Here is a 15,032-nt window from a genome sequence, read left to right on the forward strand (position 1 = left end):
ATCATTATGGTTATCAAAAAAATCCAATTACCTTATAGCCCAAACACTGCCATTGATTATTTTACTCCACTGGCACACCAGCCATGGGCGATGTTACTGCATTCAGGTAATGCAAAACACTCACATAATCGCTTTGATATTATCGTTGCTGACCCTATTGCCACACTGACGACTTATCAGCTTGAAACAACTATCTCAGAGCAAAATCAGGCCCCTATCGTTTCTGAATCAGATCCTTTTGAACTTCTTCAAGGGTTGCTTGATAAATACCAACCGAAATACCAGGAAGAGACCGAATGTCCCTTCAACGGCGGTGCCCTCGGCCTTTGGAGTTATGATTTAGGCCGGCGCATTGAAAAATTACCTGAAATTTCAACCACAGAACTACAATTTCCAGACATGGCGGTTGGCATCTACTTGTGGGCACTTATCGTTGATCACCATAATAAAACAACTACATTAATTAGTTATGATGATGTTGATGCTCGGTTAGCTTGGCTACATAGTCAAAAAAAGGGCCGTAAAAACAAATTCCAATTAACCTCGGCATGGCAATCTAATATGTCTGAAGAGACATATCATCATAATATTGCGCGCATCCATGAATATTTACGTAATGGTGATTGTTATCAAATTAATTTAGCACAAAGATTTAAAGCTAAGTATAAAGGAGATGAATGGAATGCGTTTTTAGCGCTACTTGAGCGCAATGGAGCTCCCTTCTCTTCATTTATACGTCTCCCCGAAAATGCGGTTATCAGTATTTCACCGGAACGTTTTATCTTTCTGCAAGATGGGGATATTCAAACCCGCCCAATAAAAGGAACGCTTCCGCGCCTAGATAATCAACAAGATGATCTTGCACAAGCTGAAAAACTGGCTAATTCAGTTAAAGACCGCGCAGAAAACTTGATGATTGTTGACTTGCTACGCAATGATATTGGTCGCGTTGCCAAACCGGGCACGGTCAGTGTTCCTGAATTATTTGCTGTTGAAGCTTTCCCGGCAGTGCATCATCTGGTCAGTACCGTCACGGCAAAGTTAGATAGCCAATACCGTGCAACTGATTTATTACGAGCGTGTTTTCCTGGGGGTTCAATAACCGGCGCACCAAAAGTGCGTGCAATGGAGATAATTGAAGAATTAGAACCCCATCGCCGACATGGCTATTGTGGAGCAATCGGCTATATTAGTTTCAATGGTAATATGGACAGCAATATTACTATTCGTACTTTACTGACATATAAAAAGCAGGTTTATTGTTGGGCTGGCGGTGGTATCGTTGCAGATAGCCAAGCAGACAAAGAGTACCAAGAAACCTTTGATAAATTAAGCCTGATTTTACCTTTATTAGGAGCGCTCAATAACGATGACTGAACTGAATAACTTTATCAATCGTTTTCAGTTTACTTTGCCGGCTACCCGCCAGTCTGGACCTAAGGCGGGTAAATCGGCAGCCGTTCTTTTGCCCATTATCAATAAACCCAATCCGACATTACTTCTCACACAACGCTCTCCTTTTTTACGCTCCCATGCAGGCCAGGTCGCATTTCCAGGAGGGGCAAGTGACCCGGAGGATGGTACGCTTGTGAATACCGCGCTGCGTGAAGCATATGAAGAAGTGGCCATCCCTCCTGAAAAAGTCACGGTACTGGGTCAGTTAAGCCCCTTGCAAAGTTATGGTGGCTATGAAGTTACGCCAATCGTTGGTTTGGTACCAAATAACATTCAATACCAAGCCAACCCTAGTGAAGTCGCTGCTATCTTTGAAGTTCCCTTATTTGATGCCCTTTCATTACAACGCCATAAATATGTCGATATTAACCGTTCAGGGCGGCATAACCGCATCTTTTTTTATTGGTATAAGGGGCATTTAGTTTGGGGGTTAACCGCTTCAATTATTCACCAACTTGCTTTGCAATTGGATTAACGTTTAACACAACTTTTCACCATACAATGTTACTATTGCAGTAAAATCTATTTAAGATGACAAAATATCACGTCATATATGACAAAATATACCTCTACTACCTGTCGCTTTTTTAGCCACATCACAGACATTTTGTGCTATTTACAATCAATTACCCTTCAGCAACTACCTTATTTCAAAAAATACTTTAAACTTACTGGTTAACACTACTAAATAACAGTAAAGTAGCGCCTTTTAAAATAATGCACTACATTTTCATCTTTTTTTTAAGGAGTCCTGCGTGATAAGCGTTTTCGACATGTTTAAAGTGGGCATAGGCCCTTCAAGCTCTCATACCGTTGGTCCAATGAAAGCTGGGAAAGAATTTGTCGATGATTTAGTAAGCAAAAATTTATTACCTAACGTCACTCGTATTTCTGTGGATGTTTATGGGTCATTATCGCTTACTGGAAAAGGGCACCATACTGATATCGCCATTATTATGGGGCTAGCAGGTAACTTACCTGCCACTGTCGACATTGAATCCATCCCAACTTTTATCAAAAATGTAGAAGAAACAGAAAAGTTATCATTAGCGAATGGTCTTCAGGTCGTTGACTTCCCTAATGAAGGTGGCATGAATTTTCGTCAAGACAACCTGCCATTGCATGAAAATGGCATGACAATTCATGCTTTTGCAGGTAATGAAGAAATTTACACCAAAACTTATTATTCCATTGGTGGTGGTTTCATTGTCGATGCAGAGCATTTTGGCGAATCTACTCTTGATAGCAAACCGGTCTCTTATCCGTTTAACTCTGCGGAAGAGCTACTACTAAATTGTAAAAAATCAGGCCTTTCGATTTCTAGCTTAATGATGAAAAATGAGTTAGATCTTCATTCTAAAGAAGAGATCGAAGCCTATTTCGCTGATGTATGGCAGACAATGCAAGCCTGTATTGAGCGTGGTTTAAGCACCGAAGGTGTATTGCCGGGCCCATTGCGTGTTCCTCGCCGTGCACCGGCACTAAACCGAATGGTCACTTCATCAAGTAAGCTATCTAATGACCCTATGAATGTGGTTGACCTGATCAATATGTATGCCTTAGCAGTGAATGAGGAAAATGCAGCAGGCGGCCGTGTTGTAACAGCACCGACTAACGGTGCGTGTGGTATCGTACCTGCCGTTTTAGCGTATTATAATCATTGCATAGAACCGGTAACGCCAGAGCTGTATATGCGTTATTTCTTAGCTTCAGGCGCCATTGGTATTTTATACAAAATGAATGCTTCCATTTCAGGAGCTGAAGTTGGCTGCCAAGGGGAGGTCGGTGTGGCATGCTCTATGGCTGCAGCTGGTCTGGCCGAATTATTTGGCGGTAGCCCTGAGCAAGTTTGTATCGCTGCTGAAATCGGCATGGAACACAATTTAGGTCTAACTTGTGACCCTGTTGCTGGTCAAGTACAAGTTCCTTGTATTGAGCGTAATGCAATCGCATCTGTTAAAGCGGTGAATGCCACACGTATGGCCCTACGCAGAACAAGTGAGCCACGGGTTTCACTTGATAAAGTCATTGAAACTATGTACGAAACCGGGAAAGACATGAATGCGAAATATCGTGAGACATCCCGAGGCGGGCTAGCCATCAAAGTACAATGTGACTAATTTTATTCTCAATTAATTTAAGCCTTAAGCACCCTTTCCTATTCTGTTATGTCTTTGAACAGTATTTTGAGGGTGCTTTTTTAATCTGCATTAAAAAGTTTTCTTTATTTTTTAGTCACCTTTCTCTTCCTAAACGCTCCAATTCACCTAATCAATTACCCATAATTTTTTCATTGAATTAACTCGGTTTTCTTATACTCAACACATCACATCAAAACGAAATTCATACTATTTTGTGCTAAAGATTGTTTTGAGCTGAGCAAGAGATAACTAATTTCCACTAAAAATTGATTACTTTTCACTCTAAAAATCAATATGGCACTATTTTATTTACTTTTTTTGTTACCGATAACACAAAAAGAAACCAGCAAAAACAAAATAATCAGATTATTAATTTTATTTAATTAAAATGAATAGCAGAAAAATGCAATTCGATATCAATTTTTAGGTGTATTCTTATTTTTCTGACGCGAAACAAGTTTTTAGGATAATGCAAGATGATATGCTAATAATGTAATTGATACTAACAGTGCCATAAATGAGTTTATGGCTATTATAAGACGTTTGTAATTATTCAGCTAAAATTATCATACAGGGGAAACTGATAAAAAGGAGTCTAACTTAAGTGTCCATTTTATCGACAGATAATGTTTTGTTTTATCTATCTATGAGGGAAAAATAGTGAGTATAGCTATTATGATTGGTACACACGGAGTCGCTGCAGAGCAGCTTCTTCGAACAACCGAAATGTTAATAGGCGAACAAGATAATGTGTCGTTTATTGATTTTATCCCTGGGGAAAACGCAGATACCCTATTTGATAAGTACACCCAAAAGCTAACTGATTTAGATACATCAATGGGTGTCTTATTCCTTGTTGATACATGGGGAGGCAGTCCATTTAACGCAGCTAGTCGCATTGTTAATGAACATGATAATTATGACATTATCACGGGTGTAAATGTTCCAATGTTAGTTGAAACATTCATGTGCCGTGACGATAACCCATCAATGAATGAACTTATCACTGTCGCCCTAGAAACGGGTCGTGGTGGTGTTCGTTCATTTAAATTCAAAGAAGTTGAAGCTGAACCTGCTCCTGTAGTCTCGAGTACTCCTGCCCCTGCACCAGTGAAAGCCGGCCCCGGTGAACATATGGTGATCGCACTTGCTCGTATTGATGACAGATTAATTCACGGGCAAGTCGCAACACGCTGGACGAAAGAAACCCAAGTTAAGCGCATTATTGTGGTCAGTGATGACGTAGCAAAAGACCAAGTTCGCTCTACATTGTTAAAACAAGTCGCACCACCAGGTGTCACTGCACATGTTGTCGATGTTGCTAAATGTATTCGCGTTTACAATAACCCGAAATACGCTGGTGAGCGCGTTATGTTGCTTTTCACTAATCCAACTGATGTTAAACGTATCGTCGAAGAAGGTGTTGACGTCAAGTCCGTTAATATTGGTGGAATGGCATACCATGATGGCAAAACAATGGTCACAAATGCCGTTTCTATCAACCAAGAAGACATTGATGCATTTAATTATTTGAACGACAAAAAGATTGAACTTGAAGTTAGGAAAGTCTCATCAGATAGCAAAGTTTATATGATGGACTTGATTAATAAGCTCAAAAAATAATTTTTATAGCCATTTTTTATATTAATTTTAATCCATTACTCAAAACAGATTTTAAAACTTTTGGTTACAGGAGATTAAACAATGGAACTTACCGTTGTTCAAATAGTAATGGTCTTCATCGTCGCGTGTATCGCGGGGATGGGATCAATCCTTGATGAATTCCAATTTCACCGTCCTCTCATTGCCTGTACGCTTATAGGTATTGTTTTGGGAGATATGAAAACGGGTATCATCATCGGCGGTACATTAGAAATGATCGCACTTGGGTGGATGAATATCGGTGCTGCCGTTGCACCTGATGCCGCTTTAGCTTCTATCATTTCAACGATTCTCGTTATTGCTGGTGGTCAAAGCATTGGTGCAGGTATTGCCATCGCCATCCCACTCGCAGCAGCGGGACAAGTATTAACCATTATTGTTCGTACTGTAACGGTTGCATTCCAACATGCTGCTGATAAAGCCGCCCTCAATGGCAATCTAACTGCAATTGGCTTTATCCATATCTCAGCTTTATTACTGCAAGCCATGCGTATCGCAATACCTGCGTTAATTGTCGCCATTTCTGTTGGTACATCAGAAGTACAACAAATGTTGGATTCTATCCCGCAAGTTGTTACTGACGGCCTGAATATTGCTGGTGGTATGATTGTTGTTGTCGGTTATGCGATGGTTATCAATATGATGCGTGCAGGCTACTTAATGCCGTTCTTCTACTTAGGCTTTGTTACCGCGGCATTTACTGACTTCAACCTGGTTGCTCTTGGGGTTATCGGTACTGTTATGGCTATTTTATATATCCAACTCAGTCCAAAATACAATAAATCGCAAACTGTTGTTACCCAAGGAAATAGTAGCAATAACAACCTTGATAATGAGCTAGACTAGGAGGAACGTATAATGGTAGATATCACTAAGCCAACGGCTAAAAAGCTTACACAAAGCGATATTCGCGGCGTATTCTTACGGTCTAACCTATTGCAAGGTTCTTGGAACTTTGAGCGTATGCAAGCCCTAGGCTTCTGCTATTCAATGGTTCCCGTTATTCGTCGTCTTTATCCTGAAAATAATGATGATAGAAAACAAGCCATTAAGCGCCATCTTGAATTCTTTAATACACATCCGTATGTTGCAGCGCCTGTTCTGGGTGTCACAATGGCAATGGAAGAGCAACGTGCCAATGGTGCAGACATTGATGACGGTGCAATAAATGGTATCAAAGTCGGTCTAATGGGGCCATTAGCCGGTGTTGGTGACCCAATTTTCTGGGGAACTGTTCGCCCAGTATTTGCGGCTCTCGGTGCAGGTATCGCAATGACGGGTAGCTTACTTGGCCCTCTTCTGTTTTTTGTTTTGTTTAATCTTGTCCGTTTGTTAACCCTTTATTATGGTGTTTCATATGGCTACAAAAAAGGGATTGATATTGTTCAAGACATTGGTGGCGGTTTCCTACAAAAACTAACTGAAGGAGCATCAATTCTCGGTTTATTTGTTATGGGAGCCTTGGTCAATAAATGGACACATGTCAATATTCCACTTGAAGTGTCGCGGATCAAAAACCCAACAACAGGTGCTGAAGATATTACCACCGTCCAAATGATCCTTGATCAACTCATGCCAGGTTTAGTACCACTATTGCTAACCTTCGCCTGTATGTGGCTGTTACGTCGTAAAGTTAACGCATTGTGGATTATTATCGGCTTCTTTGGTTTGGGTATCCTTGGTGCTTGGTTAAACTTCTTAGCACCATAATTTTCCACCATTATTTGAATTGGGAGGTTGCAGCCTCCCTTTTTTAATTTTAAGCTCTGCATTATGTTCACTTATCCAAGGGTTCACAAATGACCTTCAATGATGCCATTCTTGCTATAATCATTTTGATCATGCTTGTTTATGCAATTTATGATGAATTCATTCAGCATTTGCTAAAGGGTAAAACATTATTAAAAATTAATCTAAAACGAAAACATCGGGCCGATGCTATTATTTTTATTGTTCTAATTTGTATCGTTATTTATACAAATATTGTACGCCATGGTAATTTATTAACCACTTACTTATTATTGATTACTATTTTTATGTCAATCTATTTGGCGTTTATAAGAACACCTAAGCTATTCTTTAAACAGAATGGTTTTTATTTTGCCAATGCATTTATATTATATGACAGAATAAAAACAATGAACTTATCCGAAGACGGTGTATTAATAATAGGTTTGGAAAAAAAGAAAATTAACATCCAAGTTTCACATCTTGATGATTTACAAAGAATTTATGAATTCCTTATTAATCATAAGTAAATAAGTTTTATATTATCACTAAAAACAAGGTTAATTATAAATTTAATTAACCTTGTTTTTGCCAATATCCTTATTGATAATAATTCTCAATAACATTTAATATCCACAATTAATTAAGTGTTGCCTTTAATATAAAATATGGTATCTTTCTTTCCACGTCATTGGGGAGTAGCCTGTTCTGGTTTCATATATAAGACCAGAAAGTCCGTATCAACATACTCGTTTGGTTTCAAACGTGGTGCGGACACCAAAATTCGGTTGGCAAGACCATAGACACATAAATAAGCCTTTTGGTTGGGGGTAATTTATGTGTATATGGAATCACCCAACCGAGGTTCTATTATGAGTTTCTATGCTACCCTTATCTTAGCCCTTGCCCTATCAATGGACGCCTTCGCTGTTGCTATTTGTAAAGGCGCCGTACTTCATAAACCCCGCTTTAGAGAAATTCTCCGTACTGGTTTTATTTTTGGTTTTATTGAAGCCATTACACCGATTATTGGTTGGGGTATCGGGATCCTAGCTAGCCAATATGTTATCCGTTGGGATCATTGGATTGCATTTGGTTTATTGTTTGTTTTAGGTGCTAGAATGATCTGGCAGAGTATTAAAACAAAAGATGAAGAATGCTGTTCTAAACCTTCTAGTCATAGCTCAACAAGCCTTATCTTTTCTGCGATAGCCACCAGCCTTGATGCAATGGCTATCGGTCTAGGTTTAGCTTTCTTGCAAGTGGATATCGTTCATACTGCAATGACTATCGGCTTAATGACAATGATTATGGCAACTATTGGTATGATGATTGGCCGCTATGTTGGCCCATTACTCGGAAAAAAAGCAGAAATTATCGGTGGGTTGGTTCTAATAGGTATTGGTTTTAATATTTTATTCGAGCACCTCGAATTATTTATGTATGCCCATTAGTTTTTGTGCCCCCTTATATGGGGGCAATAACCTTACTCTGCATCAGATTGATAAACGCGAATTAAAAAATCAGCCGTATATTCTTTCACTTCAGCTTGTTGCAGATTCTCTTTGACCTGTTCTGATGCACGCCAAGCAAATGGGGTCATCATCAACAATTCATAAGCTTCTTGCCCTGTCAGTGCCATTTTATAATTTAATTGGCAACTATCTATTAGCGAAAAATTTGGTAAATCTTCATCTTTAGTTGGATGTAACTTAACCTCATCGTAAATTAACGCTTTTAATTCTTGCAGATGCTCTGCCGCAGGCGTAACAGTAATTAACATACCTTTAGAAACTAATACACGGCTTAATTCTTGTGCTTTGCAGGGTGCGTAAATTCGGACAACTCCACCTAAGCTGTTATTTGAGAATGGCAAGCGATGGCTTGTACCGACGCAAAAACGAACGGATTTATACCGTTTCGCCGCATAGCGAACCGCCACCTTCGAAACATCTAAGCCCAGAACCGTATATTTTTCAAAATGTTTTGCAAGTTCCCGAGAGAAATAGTCTGTGTAATACCCTTCCCCACAACCAATGTCTAACAAACTAGTATTAGATGATGGAATAAACTGAATAATTTTTTCTGCCACCTTTTCACGCATCGGGTGGTAATGTCCTGCATCAAGAAATTGTCTACGTGCTTGCATCATTTCAGCATTATCACCGGGGTCTTTAGACCGTTTATGTTGTACGGGCAACAAATTAACGTAACCCTCTTTCGCACAATCGAACTGGTGATTTTCTGCGCAGCGATAGCTGTTATGCATAAAGTTAAGTGGTGTAAAGCAGAGGGGGCATTGATAATTCATAAAAGTCACTGATTTAAAAATAAGGGTGAGTATACCATATTCAAATTAGTTTTCTTTCTGTTATATATATTGCTTTTTAACTGTACTTTTTGTTCTATGAAAGAAATAAAAAAACATTAGCAGGTGTATCATGATGAAAATTAGGTTAGCAACCCCCGATGAAGCTGAACATCTTTGGTTTATACGCAACCAAGCCATTCGCCATGGTTGTACAACGAGTTTTGATGCAAAAACGATCAGCACCTGGACACCTGATGAAATGCCAGTAAGTTATATACGTATTGTGAAAAATAACCCATTCTTTGTCGCGGTAAATAAAAATGATGAACCCGTTGCAACTGGCTATCTTAATCTAGAGGCTAACAGTGTTGATGCCATATTTACTTTACCACAGTACACTGGCTGCGGAGCTGCGGGCTTAATATTAGATGCTATTAAAGCTGAAGCCAAAAAGCGAAATATTAAAAAATTGGTATTAGATTCATCACCGAATGCGGAACGCTTTTATCAGAAACATGGATTTACTTCGATTAAGCATGCTAGCTACTACTCTTCTCTTGCTCAAGTTGAGTTAAATTGTGTTCAAATGGAAATTGAATTATAACTTTCAATATAACTTGAATTAAAAGCCACTTCACCTTTTGTGGCTTTATTATACCTAATATTGACTGTCTTTAAGAACGCAATGTTAAATAACTGAATAACTATTAAAAATCAGCAAATTCAGGGATAGGCTTACGCCCATGGGACTCTAAAAAATCCAATACACGGCGTGGAGTAACATTTAAAATTTGTGATTGCGGAAAATCAATTGATTCCAACATTTCAACTACGCGGTCAAAACGGCCGAGATACCCAGCAAAATGCGAGTCCGAACCTAATGCTACCCACCCGCCAGTTTCTTTAACGGCCTTTGCTATTTCTAAACAATTCTTTTGACTACCCGCTCTTGAATGCAAGAATGAGGAGTTATTCATTTCCAAAGCCACATTACAATCTTTCGCAGCTTGTGCTACCGCTTTAATATCAATGGGATATTTGGGATTTCCCGGATGGGTAATTATTTGCACTTTACCGCTACGGATCGTGGCAATCATAGCTTCTGTATTATCAGCTAAACTTTGGGGTTCAAGAACCGGTTCATGGAAACCAGCTAAAATAATATCCAAATGACGAGCAATCTTTTCATTCCAGTCTGTCTCACCCAACTTGTTTTTTATATTCGCTTCAATACCGTACAATAAACCAACGCCATCAACAATTCTCGGTAAGATAGGCATATTACCAAAGTGCCATTCATGTGGAGCATCTTGCATTTCAGGGCCGTGGTCGGTAATCGCAAAGAGTTTCACACCTCGACTTGCGGCTTCAGCAAAATATTCATTAACAGTGCTATATGCATGGGTGCTGGCAATGGTATGCGTATGTAAATCAACTTGATACATAAATGATATCCTTCTAATTCTTTTATTTTCCTTCTGAGTCAATCCGCTCAAAAAAGACTCTACCAACCTAACATATCAGCTTATAAGTTTCGATAGTCATTCCCCTAAACCGCATTTTATCGACATATTGGATAAAATCCGAAGAGACATTTAGGATAAAAAAACCCGCGATTATTGCGGGTTAAAATATACGGAATTAAAAATTAACCTAATCAACTAAGATACGTTTATTGGTTGCACCCCACAAAATTGACATTTCGGTAAATAATGCACCGCTGATGTCTTCAACCTCTTCGGCCGTAATTTCAGCATGACCTTGTTTGCCAAAAAATACAACTTCATCTCCCGGACTAACGTATTTTAAATCAGTAACATCAACCATGACCGTATTCATTGATGTTTTTCCTAAAACAGGAACTGTCTGGCCATTAATTAATGCATGTCCCGCATTGCTAAATACACGGCGATAGCCATCTGCATAACCTACAGGGATATTGGCTAATACAGAATCACGCTTCAAGGTATAAGTTCTATCATAACCCACTGTATTACCTTTCGGATAATGATTGACAGAGGCGATGTTCGATTTCAGCGTCATCACACGTTTATAGTCATTTGTCGCAACGGTATCACCGTAGAAAATACCACCTACACGTACCATATCCAACCATGATTCTGGTACGGTAATAGTTGCATAAGTATTCGCGACATGTAATGTAATGTCTTCACGTTTTAACCCTGTCACATTCAAGACTTGTTGAGACTCTTTCTTGAATTTCGCAAGGTCTTTACGGATCTGAGCTTCATCCTCTTCTGGATAATGAGACATAATGCCCACGATTTTTAATTGCGATAACTCCGCGATCTGTTTTGCTTCATCTAAGCCAGATGCACTACTGACGTCTAGCCCATTACGGGACATCCCTGCCGAGTTTAGCGCAAGATGGATAGGGATCACTTTATTTTGTTTTTTCGCAATCGCATTCAAGCGCTGCGCCATTGCTAAATTACCAATTAACTCTTCTGTCTCATATTGTGTGGCCTGAGCCATTTCTTGTTCTGTCGCACTTCTCACTCGCATTAAGCAGCCTTTAAAACCTAAGTCTCTCACGGTTTTAAGCTCTTGGTTATTTGTTACCCCAATACATTGCACATTATTTTCAATCATTATTGGCGTAACTAAAGAAAGGTCATGTCCATAGGCATCCCCTTTCAAAACAGCGCACAGAGAAGACTTATCCCCCAGCAAGTTTTGTACTTTTTTGATATTAAAATCTAATGCACCACGTGATATTTCAATCCATGCGTTATTAACCACCGCAGGTTGGTTTTGTGTCGCATAAGTTTCTACTGGTGTTTTGATATTATTTGGTTGCTGACAAGCTGTCGCAGCAACTAATAAAGGGAGTAATGCCAGATACTTCAAACGTAAAGCCACTTATTATTCCTTATATCTAGTGATTTCTACCAAGATATTATTTTTAGGGTTCTGGGTTGATATAGACAAAATTTGTATAGGTTTTAAATAATACCAACCTTAGCATTTCAAACAAGTAATAATTCACGATTTATGCATAAAAAATCACTTATACATAAACATAACTCTTTCATCACATTGATTTTGATTTTCTAAAAATAAAACATTTGGTTGAAATCACCATAAATTAAATTATTTTTATTATTTAATAAGTTAGCCGTATTGTTTCACTAATATTTAATTTTGTTACATTTTTTATTTGGCGAATTAAAATGCTTAAATGATAATAACTATCAATTAGGAACTATTGCTAAATATCACTCAATCCATAAGGCTATGTTATGAAGTACAAATTACTCGCACTCATTATTCCAACACTACTTACTGCTAATGTTGCTAACTCCGCTGAAATGTACAATAAAGATGGTAATAAGCTTGATGTGTATGGGCAAATCGATGTTCGCCATCATATTGCCAAAAGCCGTAGTGGCGAAGATGGTGATGACTCACGTGTCAGACTGGGGCTAAAAGGTGACACACAAATCACCGACCAACTCATTGGTTTTGGACGTTTTGAATGGGAAACTAAAACTAACCAATCAGAATCAACTGAAGAAAATAGTAATCGTTTAGCTTATGCAGGCTTAAAATTTGCAGATTACGGCTCCCTCCCTTGATTATGGCCGCAATTATGGTGTTATTTATGATACCAATGCTTGGACAGACGTATTACCTCTCTGGGGAGCGGATACGATGGATCAAGAAGATAACTACATGCTAAGCCGTAACCGTAATTTACTCACTTATCGCAATAATAATGCCTTTGGTTACATTGATGGTTTAAGCTTTGCATTACAATATCAGGGGAAAAATGGCGAACAAAACCTGTCATCCGGTGATGAATTAACCGATAACGGCGATGGTTTTGGTTTATCTACAGCTTATGAATTAGGTTATGGTATTTCCCTCGGTGGTGGTTACTCCTCATCTTCCCGTACACCAAAGCAAAAAGATGCCACAACTAGCAGTGCGACTGGTAAACGCGCTGAAGCTTGGAACGTAGGGGGAAAATTTGAATACGAAGATCTCTATTTCGCAGTCATGTATGGCCAAACGCTTAATATGAGCCGTTTTGGTAATGATAATATGGAGTCAGTAGCAAATAAAACTCAGAACTTGGAAGTGGTTGCCCTATATTCTTTTGACTTCGGTTTAACCCCATCAATTGGCTATAACTATTCCAAAGGTAAAAACTTAGGCAGCTTTGGAGATAAAGAATTAGTAAATTATATCGCCATCGGCTCAGCTTATGACTTTAATAAAAACCTAAGTGCTGTCATCGACTATAAAATCAACTTGTTAAACGATAATGATTTTACTGACCACTACAAAGTGAATACCGATAACGTACTTGGTTTAGGGTTAGTGTATCAGTTCTAATTTTAGAATTGAGTGAAAAGCAAAAGCGTCTGTAAATTACAGGCGCTTTTTTACGGGTAAGCTTTGACAATAAAAATATCTCTCATCATCTTCATGACCTATTCCCTAGGAACGGGAAGCTCTGTTGCTTTACCCTCGATAAAGCAGTTGTAAGATACAAAAGTATCTAACCCCATACATAGAGGCCCCTTTTCCTAAATAAATTCCTATAATGGTATACCTATTTTTTCTAACGTCTTTGGTACTAATAAAAAAAGGCACCAGTAAAAAACTGATACCTCAATTATTGTTGCCAAATAACATTCACAGAATATGACAGCACAGGGCAACTCTATTACTCTACAAAATGATGCTTACCTTACACATTAACACCTTTCATTCCTTCAGCAGTATAACGGGAACCCACAGGTTGAAAGCTTTCTAGCGCTTGTGTTATTTGCAGTAAATCCTCCGATGTTAGGTCAATATCAGCGGCAGCAAAGTTATCTTCAAGGTGTTTAACTTTATTCGTTCCTGGTATTGGTACAATGTTATCTCCTTGAGCTAGCAACCAGGCCAGTGAAATTTGAGCAGGTGAACATGACTTGTTACTTGCCATCTGCACGATAAAGTCAGCTAATGTGCGATTAGCTCTAAGGTTCTCTGATGTGAAACGCGGTAGCGTATTACGTGCATCATCGCTCTCGAACCTACTTTCGGCATTAAAGCGCCCTGTTAAGAATCCACGTCCTAACGGGGAATAAGGTACAAAACCAATCCCTAATTCTTGGCAAGTTGGCAATATTTCCGTTTCAACATCACGCGTCCAAAGCGAATACTCAGTTTGGATTGCAGTAACAGGATAAACTGCGTGTGCCCTTCTAAGGGTTGCCGCACTCACCTCAGACAACCCAATGTGAGCAATTTTCCCTTCAGCAACTAACCCCGCCAGCGTGTGCATTGTCGTCTCTATTGATGCAGAGGGATCTAGACGATGGATATAATACAAATCAATACATTCAACACCTAATCGACGAAGAGAGCTTTCACAGGCGCTGCGTATATATTCTGGACTATTATCAATCCTTCTCTCATATTCACCTGGTCGGCGAACAATACCGCACTTTGTCGCGATTTTAACATCAGAACCTACTTGTTTAAGAAAATGCCCAATCAACTCTTCGTTATGAAAATTGCCATAAGTATCCGCAGTATCCAGCATCGTACAGCCTAGTTCGATAGCTTTTTGTAGCACAACCATGGCAGCCTGATCATCTTGCGGCCCATAGAACTCGCTCATCCCCATACAACCGAGTCCAATTGCCGAGACTTCAAGTCCATTACCCAAAATACGTTTTTTCATTATCGCTCTCCCTTGGTTTATTTTATGTTTT

The 15,032-nt window shown here is 39.1% G+C and carries 13 protein-coding genes, 1 pseudogene and 1 riboswitch; of the genes and pseudogenes, 10 read left to right on the plus strand and 4 right to left on the minus strand.

All coding sequences use genetic code 11. From position 1 onward, the window contains the following. Positions 1-6: 6 nt before the first annotated feature. The 8 genes from pabB (at position 7) to mntP (ending at position 8,440) form a co-directional block, all read left to right on the plus strand. Positions 7-1,377 (plus strand): aminodeoxychorismate synthase component 1, encoded by a 1,371-nt coding sequence (gene pabB / locus SJ312_RS05270; protein ID WP_110591783.1) that lies wholly within the window; start codon positions 7-9, stop codon positions 1,375-1,377. Then, on the plus strand, positions 1,370-1,930 hold the full coding sequence (locus SJ312_RS05275) for a CoA pyrophosphatase (RefSeq protein ID WP_004253869.1): 561 nt from the start codon (positions 1,370-1,372) through the stop codon (positions 1,928-1,930). The genes pabB and SJ312_RS05275 overlap by 8 nt, the downstream gene beginning before the upstream one ends. Before the next feature lie 280 nt (positions 1,931-2,210). Beyond that, positions 2,211-3,575, plus strand: a complete 1,365-nt coding sequence (locus SJ312_RS05280) for an L-serine ammonia-lyase (RefSeq protein ID WP_036957685.1) — start codon at positions 2,211-2,213, stop codon at positions 3,573-3,575. Positions 3,576-4,256: 681 nt separating this feature from the next. Beyond that, positions 4,257-5,219 carry a PTS mannose transporter subunit IIAB gene (manX, locus tag SJ312_RS05285; protein ID WP_206535593.1) on the plus strand — a complete coding sequence of 321 codons (963 nt, stop codon included), beginning with the start codon at positions 4,257-4,259 and terminating at the stop codon, positions 5,217-5,219. An 81-nt stretch (positions 5,220-5,300) separates the two neighbouring features. Further along, positions 5,301-6,104 carry a PTS mannose/fructose/sorbose transporter subunit IIC gene (locus SJ312_RS05290; RefSeq protein ID WP_004253851.1) on the plus strand — a complete coding sequence of 268 codons (804 nt, stop codon included), beginning with the start codon at positions 5,301-5,303 and terminating at the stop codon, positions 6,102-6,104. Positions 6,105-6,116: 12 nt separating this feature from the next. Continuing rightward, positions 6,117-6,968 carry a PTS mannose transporter subunit IID gene (locus SJ312_RS05295; protein ID WP_004253848.1) on the plus strand — a complete coding sequence of 284 codons (852 nt, stop codon included), beginning with the start codon at positions 6,117-6,119 and terminating at the stop codon, positions 6,966-6,968. A gap of 89 nt (positions 6,969-7,057) precedes the next feature. Further along, the gene (locus SJ312_RS05300; RefSeq protein ID WP_004253844.1) at positions 7,058-7,516 is read left to right on the plus strand and encodes a DUF986 family protein; all 459 of its coding nucleotides are present in this window, start codon (positions 7,058-7,060) and stop codon (positions 7,514-7,516) included. 151 nt (positions 7,517-7,667) lie between these two features. Continuing rightward, a riboswitch (yybP-ykoY riboswitch) is annotated at positions 7,668-7,811 on the plus strand. A 47-nt stretch (positions 7,812-7,858) separates the two neighbouring features. Next, positions 7,859-8,440 carry a manganese efflux pump MntP gene (mntP, locus tag SJ312_RS05305; protein WP_004911288.1) on the plus strand — a complete coding sequence of 194 codons (582 nt, stop codon included), beginning with the start codon at positions 7,859-7,861 and terminating at the stop codon, positions 8,438-8,440. A 32-nt stretch (positions 8,441-8,472) separates the two neighbouring features. Here mntP and rlmA read toward each other — a convergent pair whose 3' ends face one another. Beyond that, positions 8,473-9,297, minus strand: coding sequence for a 23S rRNA (guanine(745)-N(1))-methyltransferase (gene rlmA / locus SJ312_RS05310; protein WP_036957684.1), 825 nt, complete (start codon positions 9,295-9,297; stop codon positions 8,473-8,475). 133 nt (positions 9,298-9,430) lie between these two features. Between rlmA and SJ312_RS05315 the strand changes: the two genes are divergently transcribed. Next, the gene (locus tag SJ312_RS05315) at positions 9,431-9,901 is read left to right on the plus strand and encodes a GNAT family N-acetyltransferase (RefSeq protein WP_036957683.1); all 471 of its coding nucleotides are present in this window, start codon (positions 9,431-9,433) and stop codon (positions 9,899-9,901) included. Positions 9,902-10,004: 103 nt separating this feature from the next. On the opposite strand, the gene SJ312_RS05320 is transcribed toward SJ312_RS05315, so the two are convergent. Then, positions 10,005-10,742 carry a phosphatase gene (locus tag SJ312_RS05320; protein ID WP_319867126.1) on the minus strand — a complete coding sequence of 246 codons (738 nt, stop codon included), beginning with the start codon at positions 10,740-10,742 and terminating at the stop codon, positions 10,005-10,007. A 208-nt stretch (positions 10,743-10,950) separates the two neighbouring features. Continuing rightward, complete coding sequence (gene alr, locus SJ312_RS05325; protein WP_319867128.1) at positions 10,951-12,180, minus strand: alanine racemase; 1,230 nt, start codon at positions 12,178-12,180, stop codon at positions 10,951-10,953. A gap of 380 nt (positions 12,181-12,560) precedes the next feature. Between alr and SJ312_RS05330 the strand changes: the two are divergent. Further along, positions 12,561-13,659 (plus strand): annotated as a pseudogene (locus SJ312_RS05330) (porin). A gap of 358 nt (positions 13,660-14,017) precedes the next feature. Here the strand turns inward: SJ312_RS05330 and SJ312_RS05335 are convergent. Further along, complete coding sequence (locus SJ312_RS05335; protein ID WP_004253824.1) at positions 14,018-15,001, minus strand: aldo/keto reductase; 984 nt, start codon at positions 14,999-15,001, stop codon at positions 14,018-14,020. Between the last annotated feature and the right edge of the window lie 31 nt (positions 15,002-15,032).

The sequence above is a fragment of the Providencia sp. CIM-Carb-044 genome (assembly GCF_033901115.1).
In the GTDB taxonomy this organism is placed as follows: domain Bacteria; phylum Pseudomonadota; class Gammaproteobacteria; order Enterobacterales; family Enterobacteriaceae; genus Providencia; species Providencia hangzhouensis.

Coding starts and splice junctions, on each gene's coding strand:
- pabB (WP_110591783.1), top strand. CDS start 7: ATGGTTATCAAAAAAATCCAATTACCTTATAGCCCAAACACTGCCATT.
- SJ312_RS05275 (WP_004253869.1), top strand. CDS start 1,370: ATGACTGAACTGAATAACTTTATCAATCGTTTTCAGTTTACTTTGCCG.
- SJ312_RS05290 (WP_004253851.1), top strand. CDS start 5,301: ATGGAACTTACCGTTGTTCAAATAGTAATGGTCTTCATCGTCGCGTGT.
- SJ312_RS05295 (WP_004253848.1), top strand. CDS start 6,117: ATGGTAGATATCACTAAGCCAACGGCTAAAAAGCTTACACAAAGCGAT.
- SJ312_RS05300 (WP_004253844.1), top strand. CDS start 7,058: ATGACCTTCAATGATGCCATTCTTGCTATAATCATTTTGATCATGCTT.
- mntP (WP_004911288.1), top strand. CDS start 7,859: ATGAGTTTCTATGCTACCCTTATCTTAGCCCTTGCCCTATCAATGGAC.
- rlmA (WP_036957684.1), bottom strand. CDS start 9,297: ATGAATTATCAATGCCCCCTCTGCTTTACACCACTTAACTTTATGCAT.
- SJ312_RS05315 (WP_036957683.1), top strand. CDS start 9,431: ATGAAAATTAGGTTAGCAACCCCCGATGAAGCTGAACATCTTTGGTTT.
- SJ312_RS05320 (WP_319867126.1), bottom strand. CDS start 10,742: ATGTATCAAGTTGATTTACATACGCATACCATTGCCAGCACCCATGCA.
- SJ312_RS05335 (WP_004253824.1), bottom strand. CDS start 15,001: ATGAAAAAACGTATTTTGGGTAATGGACTTGAAGTCTCGGCAATTGGA.